The organism is Psychrosphaera aestuarii, from assembly GCF_017948405.1.
GTDB lineage: Bacteria > Pseudomonadota > Gammaproteobacteria > Enterobacterales > Alteromonadaceae > Psychrosphaera > Psychrosphaera aestuarii.
Map to the genome: position 1 here is coordinate 1,428,748 of NZ_CP072844.1, position 19,079 is coordinate 1,447,826.

The window sequence follows — 19,079 nt, forward strand, 5'->3', positions numbered from 1 at the left end:
TATAGCAAATCAAAAAAACACAAACCCACTGCAGTTCTAGTAGGCTTTAGCTAAAGTTAAGCACTAGAATCAATACTATTCGTGTTTTGAGTCATTCGACGCCAAACTGTCCTGTTGTTTCGCAAATCCGACATTGCTACTACGAATATGTAAATCGCGTTGTGGGAAAGGAATTTCAATGTTATTTGCTCGCAAAGCGTCATCAAGGGCCCATAAATAATCTGACATCAATGCCGTTGGTCGTTTAACTTGTTCATGCGAGACCCAAACACCTAAGGTAAAGTTAATTGAGCTGTCACCAAAACCAGTCATCCAGACTATTGGCTGTCGGCCTGGCATTGTAAGTGTGTAATTTACCGCCTTAGCAGCCTCAAGCGCGGCTTTTTTAACTATTTCCTTATCAGACCCATAAGCGACACCAAAAGGGATTCTAAAGCGTCTCACGTTGTCAGCAAGTGTCCAGTTGGTGACAATGCCCGAGACCAAATCCGCATTTGGAATTAAAATATCAATATTATCGTTAGTTCGGACTAGGGTGGCTCGCATATTGATTTCAATAACTTCGCCTACCAAGCCCGAACTTACTTCAATAAAGTCACCAACCTTTAAACTTCGCTCAAGCATTATCATGAGGCCAGATACGAAGTTATTCACCATGCCCTGTAAACCTAGGCCGATACCTATACCTAGTGCGCTGGCCATGATTGCCAACTCAGTGACTTTAAAGCCCAACATGGTTAGCGCGATAATAAAGCCGATAAATAAAACCAGGTAGTGGATAATTCGACTGATGATGTACAGGTGATGACTACTGGTATTGCCTTTTTGTTTTGCAATACGATTAAAACCAGCTTGCAAAATTTTGCTAACGATAGATGTAATAATAAGTACAACAAAAAACGATAAAAGTTGACCGAGTTTTAAACTGTACTCTCCAACTTTAAATAACTGTACGTCGAGCCATGCGGCATCAATCATTGTGAACTCCTAAAGCCAGTTTTTCTTTTTAAATAAACCAATTAAAGCAACCGCGATTAACGCCATAACCCCAATTAAAATAAAATATCCATTCTCTACTTTTAGCTCTGGAATATAGTCAAAATTCATTCCATATAAGCCAGCTAAAAAGCTCAGAGGAACAAAAACAGCGGTGATTACCGTCAATACCCTCATCGTTTCATTTAATTGGTGTGAGGTCACAGAAAGATAACCATCGACTAAGTCCCCACAAATGTCGTAGTAAAGTTGCGACAAACTCAGCAACCGATCTAATCGCTCGTTCAAATCATTGACCATATGGATTTCTTTGTCGGTAATTATTTGTGTATCGTCATCGTCAATATAAGACGCCAAAGCTTTACCTATATTTACATGGTAACTAAAGGCTCTGCGAAGCTTGACCAAACGAGAGCGATAAGTAGTAATTTGTCGCATTAACGAGTCGGAACCCTTTTTCTGAAATTTGTCTTCGATAATTTCCAACTCAGTTTCGAAGTCCAATAACTCACTTAGGTATAAGCCACAGCTGTAGTGGAATATACGAATCGCCAAATGCACAGGACTGCGCTTTAAATACTTAGTACCGCTGTCGTTGAACATAGCATTGATTGCTTTCGACTCTTTGTTATGACGTGATATAAAAATACGATCGCCAATGAAAAAGCTAATTTGAAGATGTTCAAATATTAGCCCCGGTTGTGCTTTATAAATTCCCCGGTATAAAAGAAACAAATAATCTTTAAACAGCTCAATTTTCGGAGGGTGTCGATCACGCTGGGCATCTGTGATTGCCAATGAATGGCAACCTAAACTAGCTAGTAATTTAGCTTCGGATTTTAAATCCTCATCTGAAATATCAATCCAAATCATAGAGTCACTGTCAGACTTCCACTGTTCGATGAGTTCGCTACCTGCAATTTGGCTTTTTCCCTTTGCATCAATTAGCATGCAATTAATCATATTGCTGTCCTAAGTAAAAATATTGTTACCGCATAATTATTTTCGTTATAGCAGTAGTTTAGCTCAAGTAAAACAAAAGATTTGATATTCATAGTGACAGAAATTAGCCAAGCAAATTCAAAATAATTGGCGTGAGTGATTCAAATTTTCCGAAAAATAGATTAATTTACGCAACCAACACTGCACGGCAACTCCTGTTGATGTATAATGCCGGGCTAATTAATCGCTGAAAATCATTCAATATAAAAAGAGACTAAGATGGGAAGAGCTTACCAAAACCGCAAAGAGTCAATGGCTAAAACAGCTAATATGAAAACAAAGGTTTACTCCAAGTATGGAAAAGAAATCTATGTGATTGCAAAAAATGGCGGTGGTGACCCGGATACAAATATAGCGCTAAAAAACATTATTGAACGTGCGAAAAAAGATCAGGTACCAGCGCATGTAATTAAAAATGCGATTGATAAAGCGGCTGGTGGTGCAGGGGAAGATTATTCTCCAGCTCGTTACGAAGGTTTTGGACCTGGTGGCTGTATGGTAATCGTGGATTGTTTAACTGATAACAACAACCGCACTATCATGGAAGTTCGTAACAGCTTTACTAAAACAAACTCAAAACTAGGTGCGCAAGGCTCAGCCGCTCATATGTTTGATCATGTTGCCCTGTTTGTTTTTGACGGTAACGACGAAGACGAAGTGTTAGAAGCGCTAATGATGGCGGATGTTGACGTGACAGACGTTGAATGTGAAGACGGAAAGATCACAGTTACAGCGCCTCATACAGAGTACAACAATGTAAAAACTGCGTTGGAAGAAGCTTTTGAAGGTGTTGACTTTGATGTTCAAGAAATCTCTTGGGAACCACAAACAACAACGCCAGTGACGGGTGACGACGTAGCCATGTTTGAGAAGTTTATGGACATGCTTGAAAATTGTGAAGACGTGCAAGATGTTTATCATAATGCAGAAATCGAAGGCTAATTGATCGTAGCAATTAAGTCGTTTAAAGGTTTCAATTAAGTTTTTTATTTTAAATAAGTTGTTTAAACCTGACGATTTGATCTTCGAAAAATTCAAAAAAAATAATAAAGCTCTGCCAATTTGGTGGGGCTTTTTTTGTGAATAGATTGAAATTGAATGGTTATAGAGAGATGTTTCGAGTCATAGCGAAACTGAAACTAATATTGTCATAACTTCAGAATGGACTCGGTGAGTAAAAGTGCATATTTTCATTAGACTTAGGGTGAAAAAATGACAAAGAGGTAGCGTGTAACATGAGCCGTTCAGCCTTAGAATACGAATCTGCTAAATCATAGAGATCGCATCCAATAATAGGGTGACCAATGGCCAAACTGTGCAGCCGAAGCTGGTGCGTACGTCCTGTTATCGGCTCAAATTGCACATGCGAGGTGTTAGTGTTAGCGTTATAACTTAGCACTTGATAGTGGCTGGTAGCCGGCTTGCCAGTGTCATAACAGACTTTTTGTAACGGAAACCCATCTACATCTTTAATTAACGGAAAAGTAATCTCACCTTGAGTGTCTGCTAGTTGCCCATCTAATATTGCTTCGTAGTATTTTTTAACTGACCGTTGTGCAAACTGCTCACACAACTGTTTATTGGTCTCTTTGTTTAACGCCAGTAACATTAAACCGGAAGTACCAAAGTCCAGACGGTGAATTAACGTGGCGGTTGGGTATTGCTGAACAATACGATAATGAACCGAGTCTTTGTTTAGTGGGTGTTTACCTGACAAGCTGAGTAATTTGGATGGTTTGTTGATCACAATAAAATCAGGGTCTTCGTATTCAACCCGAATATCTTCTAAACACGGCGGAACAATAAACGTGTCGGGTTGCGGCTGCATGGTCAGTGAATTACCCGCAGCACTTTTTGTACTTTTTCCCGCTGCCACAAAAGCAAGGGTCATTACGCGAAGGGGTTTTCTCTACCGTCACTGTGGTTGCTTTATTGAGTAATGTAGTGAGCTGCTCAATTGATTCTTGTGCATTTTCAGAAGTATTCACTTCAATATTTGCAAATAACTGGTGCTCGCTAAGTTGTTGTTCAATTTCTACTTTTCTCGCTTCAGAGGTGACAACGAGTTCCAGTGGGTATTTTTTACTGCCTGCCTTTTTTGACACATTCGGTTGGTAGCTTTTAATATGATTTTGTCTTGCGTCTTGGCGACCTTTAAAGAAAAACTTGTCTGACATGTTTGGAGTCCAAATAGAGTTTTGTTTGAAAAGGCATTACGCCTTTCTGATTGCCAAAATTATACCACACAGATAGAGCATAGTGAGCGAAGATACGCGATATTAAAGGATTGTTTGATGTTCAAGCCAATCTACATGATATTGCCACTGAGCTTTGTGAATACGTGTATTTTGATGAAGCACCCAATCTTCCGAGTTAGCAAAAGGTCCTTTCCGACAAAGCGGGCAATATCCTTTTTGGTTATATTTAAATGTCGTTAGTCTCGATTTAATACTGTGGACATTATTGTCTGAATAAACGTAAATATCACTGGCTTCATGTTTTACGCACTTGTCTCTATCCACGTTGCGAATTAAATAGTGCTTAAATAAAGACACGTCAAAAGCTTCACTACCGATAAACTCAACGAGACCGCTAGTATTACTGTTGCTTTCAACAATTGGCGTTAAGCTGGTTTCTATATGCCAGTGGCTATAGGGCTTTACAGATTTGGTGGTGATATAACAAAGGCGTTCGCCATTACTAGATAGTAACCATTTAAAACTGTGTTTTAAAAAGTGATACAACAGGTTTCGGTTCATGAGGTTAGCGGTTTTATTTCGCTCTTTTTGATATTGTGCGTACGTTTTTTGAGTAGGCACCAAAGGATGATTAAAAATCACAATGTCAGCGTGATTGGACGGTAACTGCTGGACACTCTTTGCGTTGGTTATATCAATGCCATGAAAAACTGAGACGCCAGCAAGCAATAAATCGTCTAATGCATTACTTTTGTACTTGCTTCTTAATGTCGACTCACTGTCGTAGGTTGACGCAATGAGGTTTTCAGGCGCGACATGAGCCAAAAGCGCTCGAGAAAAGCTAAGATCGCCGTCGCCAATGGTGAGTATTCGAGCGTTTGTCGGTAAATACATGTAAATAGCTTCAAAAAAGAACGTTGTGAAATTGTATCAAATCCAAAACGCCTGCGATATAAAGTAAAGACGTGCTAAAGGATAATCTAACTTACACAAAGCCATTATGTAATATAAGTTTGATTCAAAGCATTGTCGCTTACCTAGAGTTATTGATGACATTAGTGTTAAATTTCAATACTATTACCGGAACTCAATTAATTAGATAGTTGCTATGTCAAATCAACAAATTTGGACACTCAAATCAATAGCTAAAAAGCTAGGAGTCTCTAACGCAACGGTTTCTAATGCCTTTAATCGGCCAGATCAATTGTCAGCTAAAAAGCGTGAAGAAATATTAAAAGCCTGCGAAGAGCTGGAATATTTTGGACCTAACAAAGCCGCACAGTCACTTAGAAACGGGCGATTTAATATCGTTGCCTTGGTCTTACCCGATGCTGTTGAGTATATGATCACAGACCCTGTTGCCAGTGAATTTATGAGAGGCATGTCTAGCGTTCTTGAGTCAAACGAGATTAACGTATTATTGTTTTCTGGCTCTTCTCCGAACATCGCGAGTGTCGCTGACTTTGTTGACGGTTTCATATGTTACGGCCAACCAAGAAATGTTGAGCTCATTTCTCAATTAAAGAAAACCAGAAAAAAAGTGGTCACCGTTGACTTCAACATCAAACGAAATGCAGAAGTGCGAGTGAATAATAAACAAGCCGCTTACGATGTTGCCAAACTCGCCGTAACGTCTAAAAATGACAATGTATTAGTGCTTGGTTTACGGCTCAATAATAGTTCAGATATTGGCCCTGCTGATATAACGTCTGACTCAGACTCAACAAGCTCAATAGCTCACGAACGGCTTTTGGGCTATCAAGAAGCAATTAATGAAGTGGGTGCAGAGTTAATACCAAATGGGGTGTGGAATATACCAGAAAGTACTAGCAAAGCTGCGTTAAAAGCGGCAAAGCAAATTTTGGCGTTAGAGGCGTTGCCAAAAGTTGTGTTGTGCATGAGTGACTTAATTGCTCTAGCACTATTAAGAGCGTTAAAAAAACAGGGCATCACAGTAGGAGTAGACATTAAAGTAGCTGGTTTTGATGGCATCACAGCAACCAAACATAGCTCACCAACATTAACGACTGTGTATCAAAATAGTGCTGAAAAAGGTCGCTTGGCAGCTAGGTTATTTATAGATAATGCAAAACACTCAGTCACCGTTGACTATGGTCTCTATCAAGGTAAGTCTACTTAATTTATAGAAAATAAATAGAGCTTACCTTTACCAGTATGCTTAACGTGACTTACGACAACCAGTTCGCAATATCAATTGTTTTGTTGTTATGAATGACGGTTGCATGCAAGCTTGTCATATTAATGTTTAGTGAGATTTCGCTATCCCCTGAACTCCACGTTAATGTAATATCAACCTCGGTCGAGGAAACAGAAAAGTCGCCATTAAAGGCATCAACCTCGTTTCTTAACTTAATTAAGTGGCATAAACCCTGAGTGAATGGCGTATTCATCGCCGCTTCAACATGCTCTGTATCCAAGTATGGTCGGTTAATATCTCGGCCTACATTGGTTTTGTTAAGCAAAGGCATATCATTTTTCTGCCCCAATAAACCACCGTAATAAACTTGTGGAATGCCCGGCGCAAAAAACTGTATTGCTCTAGCGAGTAAGTTTAAGTAATTATCACCGCCTAGCGCGTCGTAATAGGTGCAATTTACTTGATACAAATCCACGTTACTAGCGGCATTGCCTGTTGCATGTAGGCTATCACCATGCGAATTTTGGTGAATTTTTTCTACTAAGTCGTCAATTTGTTTTGGCTTTAGCAAGCCAGATTTAGCTCCATCAGGGCCAACGTCTATAATTCCTATTCCGTCATGCGTATCTAACACAGTAATACAGTTTCGAGGGGCAAGCTGTAGCCAGTCAACCAATGCAGTCGCATCTTTTTGCAATAACGTATGTAACACTAAAGGTGGTAGTGCAAAGTCATAAACTAGTGAACATCGCTTAGCTATTTCTATTTGTGTTTGATAGTGTGAATGAATTTCAACAAGTGTTGTCATACCCCGTTCTTCCGCGGCCTTAGACAGCTCAGCGATAAAGTTAAACGTTTCTTCGAGCATAAAACACCGCGTTCCACGCCGTTTTATGGCATAACCTGCAGCATCGAGCCTAATGAGCTTAATGTTGGCTTGTTCAAAGCGATCTAAAATACGATTCAAATATGCTTTGCCTGCTTCAGATTCAACATTAATATCAATTTGATTTGACGTGAATGTTGTCCAAAACTCAACTTCTTCGCCAGTTGACAATGTGTAGGTAGAAAAGCAACTGCCCGGTCTAGGTCGATAAATAATGGCGGCTTCTTCATCTGTCATACCTCCTGGGAAAACGGTTTCACGGGTAATAAACAAGTCCCAATACTCAGACTCACGACCTCTTTTTAATACATCCTGAAACTCAGGCGATTGAGCAGACGTATGGTTGACTATAAGGTCGGCCATAATGTCATATTGCTCACCAATTGCTTTTACATCGGCCCAGTTACCAAGTCGTTCATCCACTTTGGTGTGATCTATTGGGTCAAAGCCAGCGTCGGCGCCATCAATAGGATAATAAAAAGGAAGAAGGTGAACACCACCAAAAAGATTACTCAGCTGGTTGTTTAAAAGGCCCTTGAGCTCAGGTAAACCGTGACCGGATAAACGGTCGACATATGTGATGAGTTGTATTTTGTTTTTCATAATTCCAACTTTTGGTTGTATAAAGCTTGTTTCTTAATCGATTAAGTATTATCTTTTACCAGAAGCAAAAAAGTTTCAAGTAAAAAAATAAAAATAAATTAAACGTCAAATACAGAAAATCATTATAGAGCAATTAGCCAAAATCGAAGAGACAGTTTATTGTTCAATGATGAAAAATTAAAGCAGGGCAATGTATGTCAGATAATATCGACAATAAAATTTCTGCACACTCAGACTCCCATAGGTCTGTGCGTGCGAGTAATCACACTGTCAATCGTATGAAGTGGCTTACCTATATGATGTTCTTCATTTTTGCGATGACGTCAGATGCAGTAGGTGTGATCATTCCTCATTTAGTAACAGAGTACGGTTTAACTCATACTCAAGCTAGTGCCTTTCATTATGCCCCAATGGTTTTCATCGCATTAAGTGGACTTCTGTTGGGCCACCTAGCAGACAAGCTTGGTAGAAAAGTAACCATTTGTATCGGTTTACTCCTTTTCTCACTTGCGAGTTTTAGTTTTTCACTTACCAATGAGTTTTTAGTATTTGTAAGTCTACTCAGTGTCGTAGGTGTTGCTATTGGTATGTTTAAAACCGGCGCCATAGGTTTAATTGGCGACATATCAAAAGACTCAGAAGAACACACAGAAACAATGAACAGAGTGGAAGGCTTTTTTGGCATAGGTGCCATGGTTGGGCCGGCAATTGTAAGTTACCTATTGATACAAGGCATGTCATGGAAATACCTGTATGTTTGTGCCGCCGTATTGTGTTTTATGTTGTGTTTAGTCACTTACCTAACGGTATTCCCAAAATCAAGTGGCGCTCATGATACTGCTAAAGTGCCATCAAGAACCTCAAACTCTGAACAAGCTGAAAAAAATGAAATCGTTGAAGAGCGTATCAACTTGAAACAGACCTTCGCGATGATGAAAGATAAATATGCATTGGGTTTTTCGCTCGCCGTTGCACTTTATGTGGCTGTTGAAGTGGCAATTTATGTATGGATGCCATCGCTTTTTGTTGATTACGACGGGAATTATATATGGATGGCCACCTACGCAATTACTATCTTCTTTGCACTTAGAGCAGCGGGACGATTTTTAGGCGCTTGGATGTTGAGCTTCTGTTCTTGGGAAGTAGTGTTGTTGGTAGCAACTGGACTTGTGGCTGTTTGTTATTTAGTTGCAATGATATTTGGGATACACGCAGCAATATGGGCGCTGCCAGCATCGGGCTTATTTATGTCGGTGATTTATCCGACCTTAAATTCAAAAGGAATTAGCTGTTTTCCGCGCTCACATCATGGTGCAGTTGCGGGCGTAATTTTGTTTTTCACCGCCGCAGCTGCAGCCATTGGCCCTTTAATTATGGGGATTATTAGTGACAGCTTTGGTGAAATAAAATACGGCTTTTACTTGGCAACTGGATTTTCTGTACTATTGTTTGGCTTTGCGGCTTATAACCTGATAGCTAAGCCAGCAAACGCGGTTTTAGCGAAGGACTTTAGTGCAGACGAGTAAATTAAAGTCCTGATTCACTATCAGGATTTTATTTTTGTTAAAAGCTTAATCGATTAAGGTTTGGCTAGTTTGTTAAAAAAAAATGACTTCAACAGGGGTTAAACATGAAAAATAATATAAGTAAAATTAAAAAATTTTCCGTTTGTCTTTTAGCACTGTCGGTTTCTCAAGCGCTTGCCGCAGATGAAGAGGCAAATAAAAAAGGACTAGACTTTGAGCGCATTGCCGTTACAGGTGTTGTAAAAGGCAAAAATGTAATGGACTCTAGCGTTTCTATTAGCAGTGTCGATCTCTCAAGTATCGAAGTGGCCACTCCACGAACAACCGCAGAAATCTTCAGACTTATTCCAGGTGTTCGTTCAGAAGCAACGGGTGGCGAAGGTAATGCAAATATTGCGGTTCGCGGGTTACCTGTAGCATCTGGCGGAGCCAAGTTCCTACAATTGCAAGAAGACGGGTTACCGGTATTGCAGTTTGGTGATATTGCTTTTGGTAACGCCGATATATTCTTGCGTGCTGACTCAACTGTATCATCAGTAGAATCGATTCGTGGTGGTTCAGCGTCAACGCTGGCGAGTAATTCACCTGGCGGTATTATTAACCTTATCAGCAAAACTGGTGAAGATGATGGCGGCAGTGTTGCAACGACCTTTGGCGTTGATTATGACTCTTTTAAGACTGACTTTGAGTACGGAACAGAGATAAGTGACACATTAAGATTCCACATCGGTGGTTTTGTAAGACAAGGTGATGGCCCACGAGATGCAGGTTATACGGCAAACAAAGGCGGACAAATCAAAGCCAATATCACCAAAGACTTCGATAATGGATACGTACGTTTATACTTTAAACATTTAGATGATAACTCAATAGGTTATTTACCAATGCCCGTGCGCGGCGATGGTAGCTCACTACCAGGATTTGACTCTCTGTCAGACACTCCACATTCAGCCTACTTCACTAAAACCTTCTCTAGAGGTAAAAATGGCGAATTACGCTCTGGTGATATCAGAGATGGTATGAGTCCTTTGGTAGACTCGTTTGGCGTAGAAGCTTCATTTGATTTGGGTAATGACTGGCAAGTCGAAAATAGATTTAGGAAGTCTTCAGTAAGCGGTACCTTTAATGCACCTTTCCCTGCAGAAGTTGGGGAAACATCTGCCGTTGCAGAGAGCATTGCTGGTTCTGGAGCAACATTAGAATACGCAAATGGTCCGCAAGCTGGTAATAGCTATAACGAAGACTATGTAATGAGGATCCATACATTTGATGTTGAAATGGACGACTTTGATAATATTGTTAATGATATTAAGTTAACAAAAACGTTAGATAGTACGAATGTGACCTTTGGCTACTACGTTGCAACACAAAATATTGGAATGAGCTGGTTATGGAATTCCTATCTATTAGAACAAAAAGGTGACAATGCAGCATTAGTAAACGCGGTTGCACAAGACGGAACTTCATATTCTGATAACGGTTTATACGCTTACGGAACGCCTTTTTGGGGTAACTGTTGCCAAAGAAATTATGATGCTGATTACACAATAACGGCGCCTTATGTTGCAGTTACAACAGATTATGAAGACTTTACTTTTGATGCAAGCGTTCGATACGACAGCGGTGAAGCTCGCGGTACTTACGCAGGTGCCACAACTAGCACTTATGATATGAACGGTGACGGCGTAATTTCAATGCCAGAAGTTGATGTTGTAAATATCGACAACGCCAATGCATCGCCAATTAACTATGATTGGAACTATACGTCGTACTCTGTCGGTGTGAACTATAAAATCGACAACGATACGGCTGTTTTTGGTCGTATTAGTCATGGTGGCCGAGCAAACGCAGACCGACTTTTATTTGGTAAGGTGAGACCTGATGGTTCTGTAGCGTCAGCTGATGCTATTGATGAAGTTGATCAAATTGAAGCGGGTGTTAAGTATCGTCAAAACGAATTGGCCATTTTTGCCACTGCGTTTTATGCAGAAACCGAAGAGCAAAACTTTGAAGCCACTAGCCAAAGATTTTTTGACCGACAATATGAGGCAATGGGGGTTGAGGTTGAAGCATCTTACTTCGTAGGTAACTTTGACTTAAGAGGACACATCACGCTAACTGATGCTGAAATCACTAAAGACGCACTAAATGAGTCCGTGGTTGGTAATACGCCTCGTCGCCAAGCTGACGTTGTTTATTCATTTACTGGCCGTTATAGCTTTGAATCAGCGGCTGTGGGCGCAAACTTCATTGGCTCAAGCGGCGCTTACGCACAAGACAGCAATGAACTTGAGTTTGATGCTTACACTCAATTTAACTTGTTTGCAGACTACAACTTAAGTGACAACTTAACAGTGTCGTTAAATATCAATAATGCATTTGATTCTGAAGGTATTACAGAGTCAGAAGAGGGGGCTTTACCAGCGAATGATATTATTAGAGCGCGTACGCTAACAGGCAGAACAACCTCGTTTACACTGCGTTACATGTTCTAAATATAGTGACAGTGAGATAGCGACAATAGCTATCCTATAATTTACGTCACAACTTAAGGGAAGCTCTCAAGCGGGAGCTTTCCTTTTTATTATTAACTAGGAGTTAAATGTAACTATGTTAAACGTTGTTTGTTTTGGTGAAGTGTTGGTTGATTTCATTCCTAATGAGTCTGGGCTTTTCACCCCTCACGCTGGCGGCGCACCAGCAAATGTAGCTGTGGCTGTTGCAAAACTCGGCGGTAATAGTCGTTTTGTTGGTGGAGTTAGCACAGACGCTATGGGAAATATGCTTGAAAAGTCTTTAGTTAATCATGGTGTTGATACTCATTCAGTGATAAAAAAAACAAATAAGACGGCTCTAGTGTTAATTAGCTTAGATGAACATGGAGAGCGTAGTTTTGAGTTTTATCGAGACAATACCGCCGACCTAGTAATAGATTCGGCTGATGTTAATTCGATATCATTTGAGCAAACTGGTTTTTTACACCTGTGCTCCAACACGCTGACCACTGACTCACTTTCACGAGCTACCTACACTCTTATCAATAACGCAAAAAAAAGTAAGACATTGGTTAGTTGCGATGTGAACCTGCGCTTGAACTTGTGGCCAGCAGGTACAGAAAGTGAAGCGATCGCGGCCAAAGTAGCCGAGTGCTTAACATATTGTGATGTGATTAAGTTTTCACAAGACGAACTTGCTTTTTTGGCCAAGCATTCAAGCCAAACGGAAAGCGAGTATGTAGCCTCTTTGTTAGAAAAAGGGGTAAGAGGTGTATTTGTCACAGATGGGCCAAATCCAATACAGTTTATATCATCAAGTGTGTCCGTGACCGTAACACCACAAAGTGCAGAAGCTATTGATACTACTGCTGCCGGGGATAGTTTTGTTGGTGGGGTAATATATAAACTGTGCCAAGCCCAAAGCCAAGAGCAAGTTAAGGCGAGCTTAAAGAGCGAAGAGTACGTATCAGAAGTTATTGATTTTGCAAGTCGATGTGGTGCCTATACCGTTACTCAACGAGGAGCGTTCGATGCTCTTCCTACAATAGAGCAACTGTTTAAATAAACTGGTTTTAAATTAAGCCGCAATGGGCATTAAGCGATTTGGCGAAGCTAAGGTATAATTTAGTATCTAAGTGCTAACTTAACTGAGAAAAAATGAAATCTTATACCAGTATTGAAGAATTAATTGAGCTGTTTGAAGCAGACATCGAAGAGCTTAATAGTAAAATTAAAACGCTTAAAACAAAACCAAAAAGCTTAAATGAAGAAATACTATTAAAATACATTGAAACGGCCAGCACAGGTAAAACAAAAGAGTTTGTAAGAGCTAAAGGTGTGCAGTCTGGAAGTGGCTCTATGTTTTCATCAGCGGATGTAAGTAAGTTAGTAAAAGACGGTGCAGGTGATGTATCTGAAGGTTTACTGGCGATAGCTCGCCAAGTGGGTGTATTGACAAAACGAAAAAACAAAAGTAAAAAATAACGCTTTCTCTACTCGGGCTAAATTTAGGCGTTTGCTTGATTTAGCTCAATAAAAAGACCGACTCAGAGGTTAATCTTTGCAGTCGGTTTTTTATTTTGAGCAGAGGTTATTTAGTTTGAATTGGCCTATATTTAAGCTGTACACCCTGAAGAAAGTTACGAAGTACCTGATCTTTGCACTCCCTGAAATTTTTTGTTCCTGGCTTTCTGAAAAAGGCACTTAGCTCATGCTTGCTAATATTAAAGTCAGCCAAGGCTAACACCTCTAACACATCGTCTGCATTAAGATGCAATGCGATACGAAGCTTTTGAAAAATCATATTGTTATTTAAACTAGTTTCATTTTTTGTTTCTACACCTTCACGTTTGCCACGTCTAGACGTTATAAAACCATTCAAGAATGCAGAGAACTGTCTGTCTTTAAGCTTTACATAAGCTGGGTCATCGTCTTTTTTTAACCACGTTGTGATCGACGAGCTATCGACGCTTTCATCAGCGAGCGCAAAGAGTTTAATAATGTCATTTTCTTTTAAGTCAAAAGTAAAACGAATGCGACGTAAAATATCATTGTTAGTCAAAATTTAGGATTCCTAATTATTGATGAGCCTAATAAATCGTGGACTCATGTCTAAGCGCTGCATTCTAACAGACTTGAAGCATATCATTTATGCTTAATCGAGATTATTTATGTTACGCATTAATGATTACTGTTATTGCTGTTCGACAAAGATCAACTTGCTGCTATCAAACCCCTTTGCTTCAGCGCTAGAAATAAAACGTGCTTTAAGCTCCGGCGATATAGTCGGTGTACGTGACAATAACCATAAATAATCAGTATCTGGGCCAGAAACAAAGGCATACTGATAATTTTCACGGTCCAACTCAAATACAACATATGAGCCGTAGAACGGACCAAAAAAAGAAACCTTTAAATAACCTTGATCTTCAGACTCAACAAAGTAGGCCTTGCCTGTCGCTTCGCTCCACTCATTTTCTTCAATGGAAAACCCTCGATTTAAGACTGATACACCACCATCATCTAACATAGAATATTCGGCAGTTACTTGACTTAAACCACGCTCAAAAGAATGATCAAGTCTGGCTATTTCATACCACTTACCTAAATATTTAGGTAACTCGAAGCTATCGACAGGTTTTACCTTTTCGGGCATACCTAAACACGCAGATAAGGCTATTAAACAAGACAGAGTAATAAATAATTTAAAGATTAGCTTTGTCAAAGAAGCTTTAGAAGATGTGATTATCATATAAAAGTTCGCTCAATTTGATTGATTAGTAAACGCTATTCATTTAGCCAAGTATGCTCTGAAACAATGTTACGAATACGTTGGTTGTACTTGTTATAGCCAACACTATTAAAGTTAGTGCTTTGGCTATTCATAAAGCCATGCTTATATTCACAAACATCAAGCGTAACCTGAGGAATAAAGGCTAAACGAGCAATTAAACTTGGTATGGAAAAGTGGTCTTCGTGTTCAGGAAACACTAAGTGGCAAGGAAATACAGGCTTAATATCAACATGGTGCCTAATTTGAGAGCCGTAAAACAGTACGCCTAATCTAATATTTTTATCGTCTAATTGATCGGATACAGACCATAAAGCTGCTGCTCCAGCACTAAAGGCAATAATCACGTGAGGGTGCGAAAGCGCCTTAAGTTCATTAGTAATGGACATTGCATACTGTTCAATACCGACGTGTTCCATAAAATAACAGTATGCTTCGGATTCGCTGTTGAACGAACGTTGCTCATTATTATACGGTTCAACAATCGCATATGGCGCGTTTAAGGTGTCTGCAAAGTCTTTAACAGCCTCGGTATGACCAAAAATGTCGGTAATAATGATGTACAAAATATTACCCTACCAACGACTTACAAAGCGGTTTGTAATAATGGAGATTAGTATACCTAGCATAAAATACCCTAATACATTTAAAGCTGTTTGAACCGGACCATTAGTTGCTGCACCAAATTGACCTTGGTTAATAAAGTGCAAAAGGGCATGGTGCCATGCGCTAGTGTAGTCGGAAAAAACATAACTTTTATACATACTAAAGTAAGCTGCAAACATACTGATCAATATTAAGGATGATGCCACCCACCGCTTTAAAGAATGACCAAAGTCAGACACTAAACCTATGACGGATGCAAATAAAACCCTTGGTAATTTAGAAAAGAAGCCAAGCTGTTCAATTTCCAGTAACAGCAAACTTAATCGATACTCTCTTGAACAATATTCAATAAACGGAGACAACTCTGTTCCTGACGTAAAAATAGTATGTTTAGCAGTTTTAGACTGTTTAAGTAAACGTAAAAAGTGCCGAGTACCGGTGACAAGTGCTGGTTTAAATTTGACTCTCAGTACTTTTACATTCCTAAAACTGGCTAAGTCAAAATCCACCATAGAAAAGTCTACGTCGTCCAAGCGACAATCATCCCAGTGCGAATCACGGCAGTTTGAACCTGATATTCTGGTAGTTCTAAACTCAGAGCTCGATAAATCAGCGTTATTAAAATTTGATTCAGTTAAACGACAACCAATCCATTCAGTATTTTGACATTTTGCCTTACAAAAGCTGGTGAAGGTGTTTTCATCGGAAACACATCGTTCAAATTTAGACCCCGACAAGTCGCAGTTTTCAAAGACCGTATTACTTAAATTACAGGTTTCAAACAGACAATTTCGTAAGTCTGTGCCAGTTAAATTTAAGCCTTTCAAGTCATCGTTTGAATATACTTTATTGTATTGTGTACTCATTGTTTGATAAATCCTGATAACGTGTTGTCCCGTTCCACAGGAAAGCGTTTGCTACTACCTGACTCAATAATCGCCTGAAATGTTTCTTGTGGCAGTCCATAAGGATCCCAAACAGGCGAGGTAAGTTGTTCATTCGCGATAAGCCCAACATCACTGTTTAGCTCCAAAAAAGACGCATAAATTGGCGAGTCAGCACGAATTCCATCGGCACTAAATAAATAGCCATTTGACTTTAACCAATGGCAATAGTTTGCACGTATCGGTTTAATCTTTTCAAAGTTCTTATACAACAATGACGTCATAAAGTGCTCGGTAATTAGATCAAAACTTTGTTCTGGAAATACATCTTGGCTTGATAAGTCACCTAATGCATATTTTACATCTAACTGTTTTAGCTCGTTTTGATATAACCTAACTTTCTTATCTAACGCCTTTGCACATTTAAACTTCTTATCACCTAATTCGAAGCTATATCTAAAAAATTTAGACTCTTGAATAGCAGCCAAAAACTGTTCAATTTGTTGAAGAGGAAACTGGCATCTATCAGTGAATGTAACTTCTATTTTCAAATCGTTATCTAATGCTTTAACTGCCTGTAAAATAATTAATAATTGCCCAAGCGCGTGAACATAACTTGCAACACCTGCTACCATAATTTTAAATGGGCCGTCCCCCGTATGTTCACGCAATTGCACTAGCAATGCTTTTTGCAACCATTCACGTTGCTCTTTCACTAAATACCAACTGCCAGCGGGAGGATGAGCTGCACAAAATAGCTTAGCTAAATGTGTGGCCCCTTTTGAAGGTTCCATGTAAGTGTGGAAGTTGTCACCACTGTCTGCTAACAGATCATCTTCTATTCCAGAAAATTCACAATAAACTCGACTTTCATGGTAACCACACGGCACGGGTTTACCATCGATGACTTGGCAAGTATGGGCAATATCATTTAACTTGGTTTGGATTTTTTGGCTCATAAGATAACGACTTATTTATAGAAATAATAAATAACATTGGATAATTTTAATCATATAGGTATGAGATTGAATAGCAACGAAAACTCTTTTATTTTGCGGTCCAGTATGACTCCAAAATGGGCTTTTCATTACACAAAACGATACCATGAAATTTATCGCCTTTTATTACCACGCCAACACCTTTTGGGGTGCCCGACATTATAATATCGCCGTCCTCAAGGGTCATAAACGAAGATATATCGTGCAAAAACTGTTCAGGTTGAAACATCATATGAGTAACTAGCCCGTGTTGCACAAGTTCGTCATTGATATAAAGTTTCATCGACAGGTCAGTTAAGTTGGCGGGGCATTGAACAAAAGGACTAAAAACAGCCGCGCCATCAAAAGCTTTTGCTCGCTCCCACGGTAATCCTTGCGCTTTCAGCTCACTTTGTAATTGACGTTTGGTTAAATCTAAACCAAACCCAACGCCACTTATTGTATTGTTCTTTATTAAAAAACAAATTTCAGCTTCATAGTGAATAGTTTCGTTATGTGAAGTTAATTGTGAAGAAATAGCGGAATTCGGTTTTAAAAAAATCACAGGCTCTGCAGGAATCGCATTATTTAGTTCATTAATATGTTCTAAATAGTTCCTTCCTATACAGACTACTTTAGATGGTGAAACTGTTTGTCCGATATATTCTATTAAATTCAAAGCTTTCTCCTGTCCCTGCTAGCACTTTGGTTGTCGTCGTTTCTTTAATTTAACTCTAGGTCAAAAACGACACTCACGGATGATGTAAATACAAGATTCTCTTGTAAGTATTTACCAGGTCTCGCGGTATCCGCTTCGCGTTGTGAAAACGTAATGTTTTCAACACTCTTATTGGAGCCGTATCGGCCGTAATTAGCAGATGACGATGCGTTGATACTATATATACGACCAAGTTTAGCGTCAAAAGATTGAGCCAGTTCACTGCCAGATGATTTGGCATCTTTTACGGCCAGCGCGGTAGCTTCTGCTTTTAATTGCAGTTCTTGTGATGACTTAAGCTCTATGTTGATAATTTGATTTATTTCGGCGCTAAGCGCAAAGTCTAAAAATTGGTTTAGTTTTGTAATGTCTTTTAACGAAACCTTAAGACTACGACTGGCCTTATAGCCGGTTAATACTTGTTGATTATTTACGTAGGTATACTTAGGTTGAGTGGCAATGCTCGAGGCAGAAATATCTTGCTCAGTGATATTAAATTTACTCGCACCGTCTAAAAACTGATTTACCCGAAAATCTACTTGCTGTTTTGCCGCAAGGCTTTCTTTTTGCGTGCTTTCAACAGACATACTTATCATAGCTATATCTGGCTTCGCTTGTACTTGTGCAGAACCCGTTACAGCAATATGGCGATTGTTGGGAAGGCTAGAGTTTGCAGAGGACAGAGGTGAGAAGGTTACGACAAAAAACGTAGTGATAATTAGGGAAATAATGGCTTTCATGATCGTCTTCTCGTTATTTTATGACAATGGTTAATTTATAAGTATAAGTATAAGTTAACAAGCGATACGTGCTTTTATTCGTTGAATTCACCAAGCGCCAATATAGCACCTTCAGCGCGGTCACTTTGTACAAAAATATGGTCGTGGTAATAGGCAGCAACCACGTTAGCGCTAATTCCTTTTGCGGCAAGTTTAGCAGCAACAGCGGCCGTTAAACCAACCGCTTCAAGACTCGAATGCACAGTTAACGTGATCATTTTATAGGTGCCACTATATTCAAGCCCAGCCAAATCAGCTGAGCATTTTGAGAGTATTAAGGTCAAGCCCTCTTTTTCTTTAAATGTTGCAATAGGATCAAAGCGAATACAATTTAACAAGCTTTGATTTACCGTGCAAAATACGTATTCGTCTTGATTTAGCTCTGGTCGCATAGAGCTTAGAAGTGTATTTAAGTCCTTTATTCCAGTCATGATACCGCTCGTTAATTCAGTAGTTTGAT

At 39.4% G+C, this 19,079-nt stretch carries 20 protein-coding genes; 6 read left to right on the forward strand and 14 right to left on the reverse strand.

Going from position 1 to position 19,079, the window contains the following annotated elements:
• Positions 1-75 precede the first annotated feature (75 nt).
• Together J9318_RS06465 and J9318_RS06470 are read right to left on the reverse strand one after the other, a co-directional pair.
• A complete protein-coding gene (locus J9318_RS06465; protein ID WP_210562222.1) occupies positions 76-978 on the reverse strand; it encodes a mechanosensitive ion channel family protein in 903 nt (300 codons plus the stop codon).
• Positions 979-987: 9 nt separating this feature from the next.
• Positions 988-1,959 carry a magnesium transporter CorA family protein gene (locus J9318_RS06470; protein WP_210562223.1) on the reverse strand — a complete coding sequence of 324 codons (972 nt, stop codon included), beginning with the start codon at positions 1,957-1,959 and terminating at the stop codon, positions 988-990.
• A 258-nt stretch (positions 1,960-2,217) separates the two neighbouring features.
• Between J9318_RS06470 and J9318_RS06475 the strand changes: the two genes are divergently transcribed.
• On the forward strand, positions 2,218-2,940 hold the full coding sequence (locus J9318_RS06475; RefSeq protein ID WP_210562224.1) for a YebC/PmpR family DNA-binding transcriptional regulator: 723 nt from the start codon (positions 2,218-2,220) through the stop codon (positions 2,938-2,940).
• A gap of 214 nt (positions 2,941-3,154) precedes the next feature.
• Here the strand turns inward: J9318_RS06475 and J9318_RS06480 are convergent, their stop codons facing one another.
• The 3 genes from J9318_RS06480 to J9318_RS06490 all read right to left on the reverse strand — a co-directional run bounded on the left by J9318_RS06480 (position 3,155) and on the right by J9318_RS06490 (position 5,090).
• The gene (locus tag J9318_RS06480; protein ID WP_342345695.1) at positions 3,155-3,874 is read right to left on the reverse strand and encodes an RluA family pseudouridine synthase; all 720 of its coding nucleotides are present in this window, start codon (positions 3,872-3,874) and stop codon (positions 3,155-3,157) included.
• A complete protein-coding gene (locus J9318_RS06485; RefSeq protein ID WP_210562225.1) occupies positions 3,837-4,175 on the reverse strand; it encodes a PBPRA1643 family SWIM/SEC-C metal-binding motif protein in 339 nt (112 codons plus the stop codon). The genes J9318_RS06480 and J9318_RS06485 overlap by 38 nt, the downstream gene beginning before the upstream one ends.
• A gap of 102 nt (positions 4,176-4,277) precedes the next feature.
• Positions 4,278-5,090: a class I SAM-dependent methyltransferase gene (locus J9318_RS06490; RefSeq protein ID WP_210562226.1), complete on the reverse strand. Its 813-nt coding sequence runs from the start codon at positions 5,088-5,090 to the stop codon at positions 4,278-4,280.
• A 214-nt stretch (positions 5,091-5,304) separates the two neighbouring features.
• Here J9318_RS06490 and J9318_RS06495 point away from each other — a divergent pair, with 214 nt between their 5' ends.
• Positions 5,305-6,336 (forward strand): substrate-binding domain-containing protein, encoded by a 1,032-nt coding sequence (locus J9318_RS06495; RefSeq protein ID WP_210562227.1) that lies wholly within the window; start codon positions 5,305-5,307, stop codon positions 6,334-6,336.
• A 49-nt stretch (positions 6,337-6,385) separates the two neighbouring features.
• On the opposite strand, the gene gtfA is transcribed toward J9318_RS06495, so the two are convergent.
• Positions 6,386-7,843, reverse strand: coding sequence for a sucrose phosphorylase (gtfA, locus tag J9318_RS06500; RefSeq protein WP_210562228.1), 1,458 nt, complete (start codon positions 7,841-7,843; stop codon positions 6,386-6,388).
• Positions 7,844-8,121: 278 nt separating this feature from the next.
• On the opposite strand from gtfA, the gene J9318_RS06505 reads away from it, so the two are divergent.
• The 4 genes from J9318_RS06505 (at position 8,122) to J9318_RS06520 (ending at position 13,349) form a co-directional block, all read left to right on the forward strand.
• A complete protein-coding gene (locus J9318_RS06505) occupies positions 8,122-9,369 on the forward strand; it encodes an MFS transporter (RefSeq protein ID WP_244732055.1) in 1,248 nt (415 codons plus the stop codon).
• 104 nt (positions 9,370-9,473) lie between these two features.
• Positions 9,474-11,864 carry a TonB-dependent receptor domain-containing protein gene (locus tag J9318_RS06510; RefSeq protein WP_210562229.1) on the forward strand — a complete coding sequence of 797 codons (2,391 nt, stop codon included), beginning with the start codon at positions 9,474-9,476 and terminating at the stop codon, positions 11,862-11,864.
• A 115-nt stretch (positions 11,865-11,979) separates the two neighbouring features.
• Positions 11,980-12,930 carry a carbohydrate kinase family protein gene (locus J9318_RS06515; RefSeq protein ID WP_210562230.1) on the forward strand — a complete coding sequence of 317 codons (951 nt, stop codon included), beginning with the start codon at positions 11,980-11,982 and terminating at the stop codon, positions 12,928-12,930.
• A 92-nt stretch (positions 12,931-13,022) separates the two neighbouring features.
• On the forward strand, positions 13,023-13,349 hold the full coding sequence (locus tag J9318_RS06520; protein ID WP_210562231.1) for a hypothetical protein: 327 nt from the start codon (positions 13,023-13,025) through the stop codon (positions 13,347-13,349).
• Positions 13,350-13,455: 106 nt separating this feature from the next.
• Here the strand turns inward: J9318_RS06520 and J9318_RS06525 are convergent, their stop codons facing one another.
• From J9318_RS06525 to J9318_RS06560, 8 genes are all read right to left on the reverse strand, one after another.
• The gene (locus J9318_RS06525) at positions 13,456-13,926 is read right to left on the reverse strand and encodes a YehS family protein (protein ID WP_210562232.1); all 471 of its coding nucleotides are present in this window, start codon (positions 13,924-13,926) and stop codon (positions 13,456-13,458) included.
• 132 nt (positions 13,927-14,058) lie between these two features.
• Positions 14,059-14,520, reverse strand: coding sequence for a lipocalin family protein (locus J9318_RS06530; RefSeq protein WP_280518179.1), 462 nt, complete (start codon positions 14,518-14,520; stop codon positions 14,059-14,061).
• A 131-nt stretch (positions 14,521-14,651) separates the two neighbouring features.
• Positions 14,652-15,221 carry a hypothetical protein gene (locus tag J9318_RS06535; RefSeq protein ID WP_210562233.1) on the reverse strand — a complete coding sequence of 190 codons (570 nt, stop codon included), beginning with the start codon at positions 15,219-15,221 and terminating at the stop codon, positions 14,652-14,654.
• A gap of 9 nt (positions 15,222-15,230) precedes the next feature.
• A complete protein-coding gene (locus J9318_RS06540; protein ID WP_210562234.1) occupies positions 15,231-16,127 on the reverse strand; it encodes a pentapeptide repeat-containing protein in 897 nt (298 codons plus the stop codon).
• A complete protein-coding gene (locus J9318_RS06545; protein ID WP_210562235.1) occupies positions 16,124-17,104 on the reverse strand; it encodes a hypothetical protein in 981 nt (326 codons plus the stop codon). Before J9318_RS06545 ends, J9318_RS06540 begins: the two co-directional genes overlap by 4 nt.
• 88 nt (positions 17,105-17,192) lie before the next feature.
• Positions 17,193-17,801 (reverse strand): fumarylacetoacetate hydrolase family protein, encoded by a 609-nt coding sequence (locus J9318_RS06550; RefSeq protein WP_210562236.1) that lies wholly within the window; start codon positions 17,799-17,801, stop codon positions 17,193-17,195.
• A gap of 44 nt (positions 17,802-17,845) precedes the next feature.
• A complete protein-coding gene (locus J9318_RS06555) occupies positions 17,846-18,580 on the reverse strand; it encodes an SIMPL domain-containing protein (protein ID WP_210562237.1) in 735 nt (244 codons plus the stop codon).
• A 74-nt stretch (positions 18,581-18,654) separates the two neighbouring features.
• Entirely contained in the window at positions 18,655-19,050 is a 396-nt protein-coding gene (locus J9318_RS06560) for an ACT domain-containing protein (RefSeq protein WP_210562238.1), read from the reverse strand.
• Positions 19,051-19,079: the final 29 nt, after the last annotated feature.

Excerpts from the sequence above, each read along its gene's own strand:
- J9318_RS06465 (WP_210562222.1), bottom strand. The coding sequence starts at position 978 with ATGATTGATGCCGCATGGCTCGACGTACAGTTATTTAAAGTTGGAGAG.
- J9318_RS06470 (WP_210562223.1), bottom strand. The coding sequence starts at position 1,959 with ATGATTAATTGCATGCTAATTGATGCAAAGGGAAAAAGCCAAATTGCA.
- J9318_RS06475 (WP_210562224.1), top strand. The coding sequence starts at position 2,218 with ATGGGAAGAGCTTACCAAAACCGCAAAGAGTCAATGGCTAAAACAGCT.
- J9318_RS06485 (WP_210562225.1), bottom strand. The coding sequence starts at position 4,175 with ATGTCAGACAAGTTTTTCTTTAAAGGTCGCCAAGACGCAAGACAAAAT.
- J9318_RS06490 (WP_210562226.1), bottom strand. The coding sequence starts at position 5,090 with ATGTATTTACCGACAAACGCTCGAATACTCACCATTGGCGACGGCGAT.
- J9318_RS06495 (WP_210562227.1), top strand. The coding sequence starts at position 5,305 with ATGTCAAATCAACAAATTTGGACACTCAAATCAATAGCTAAAAAGCTA.
- gtfA (WP_210562228.1), bottom strand. The coding sequence starts at position 7,843 with ATGAAAAACAAAATACAACTCATCACATATGTCGACCGTTTATCCGGT.
- J9318_RS06505 (WP_244732055.1), top strand. The coding sequence starts at position 8,122 with ATGAAGTGGCTTACCTATATGATGTTCTTCATTTTTGCGATGACGTCA.
- J9318_RS06510 (WP_210562229.1), top strand. The coding sequence starts at position 9,474 with ATGAAAAATAATATAAGTAAAATTAAAAAATTTTCCGTTTGTCTTTTA.
- J9318_RS06515 (WP_210562230.1), top strand. The coding sequence starts at position 11,980 with ATGTTAAACGTTGTTTGTTTTGGTGAAGTGTTGGTTGATTTCATTCCT.
- J9318_RS06520 (WP_210562231.1), top strand. The coding sequence starts at position 13,023 with ATGAAATCTTATACCAGTATTGAAGAATTAATTGAGCTGTTTGAAGCA.
- J9318_RS06530 (WP_280518179.1), bottom strand. The coding sequence starts at position 14,520 with ATGCCCGAAAAGGTAAAACCTGTCGATAGCTTCGAGTTACCTAAATAT.
- J9318_RS06540 (WP_210562234.1), bottom strand. The coding sequence starts at position 16,127 with ATGAGTACACAATACAATAAAGTATATTCAAACGATGACTTGAAAGGC.
- J9318_RS06545 (WP_210562235.1), bottom strand. The coding sequence starts at position 17,104 with ATGAGCCAAAAAATCCAAACCAAGTTAAATGATATTGCCCATACTTGC.
- J9318_RS06555 (WP_210562237.1), bottom strand. The coding sequence starts at position 18,580 with ATGAAAGCCATTATTTCCCTAATTATCACTACGTTTTTTGTCGTAACC.
- J9318_RS06560 (WP_210562238.1), bottom strand. The coding sequence starts at position 19,050 with ATGACTGGAATAAAGGACTTAAATACACTTCTAAGCTCTATGCGACCA.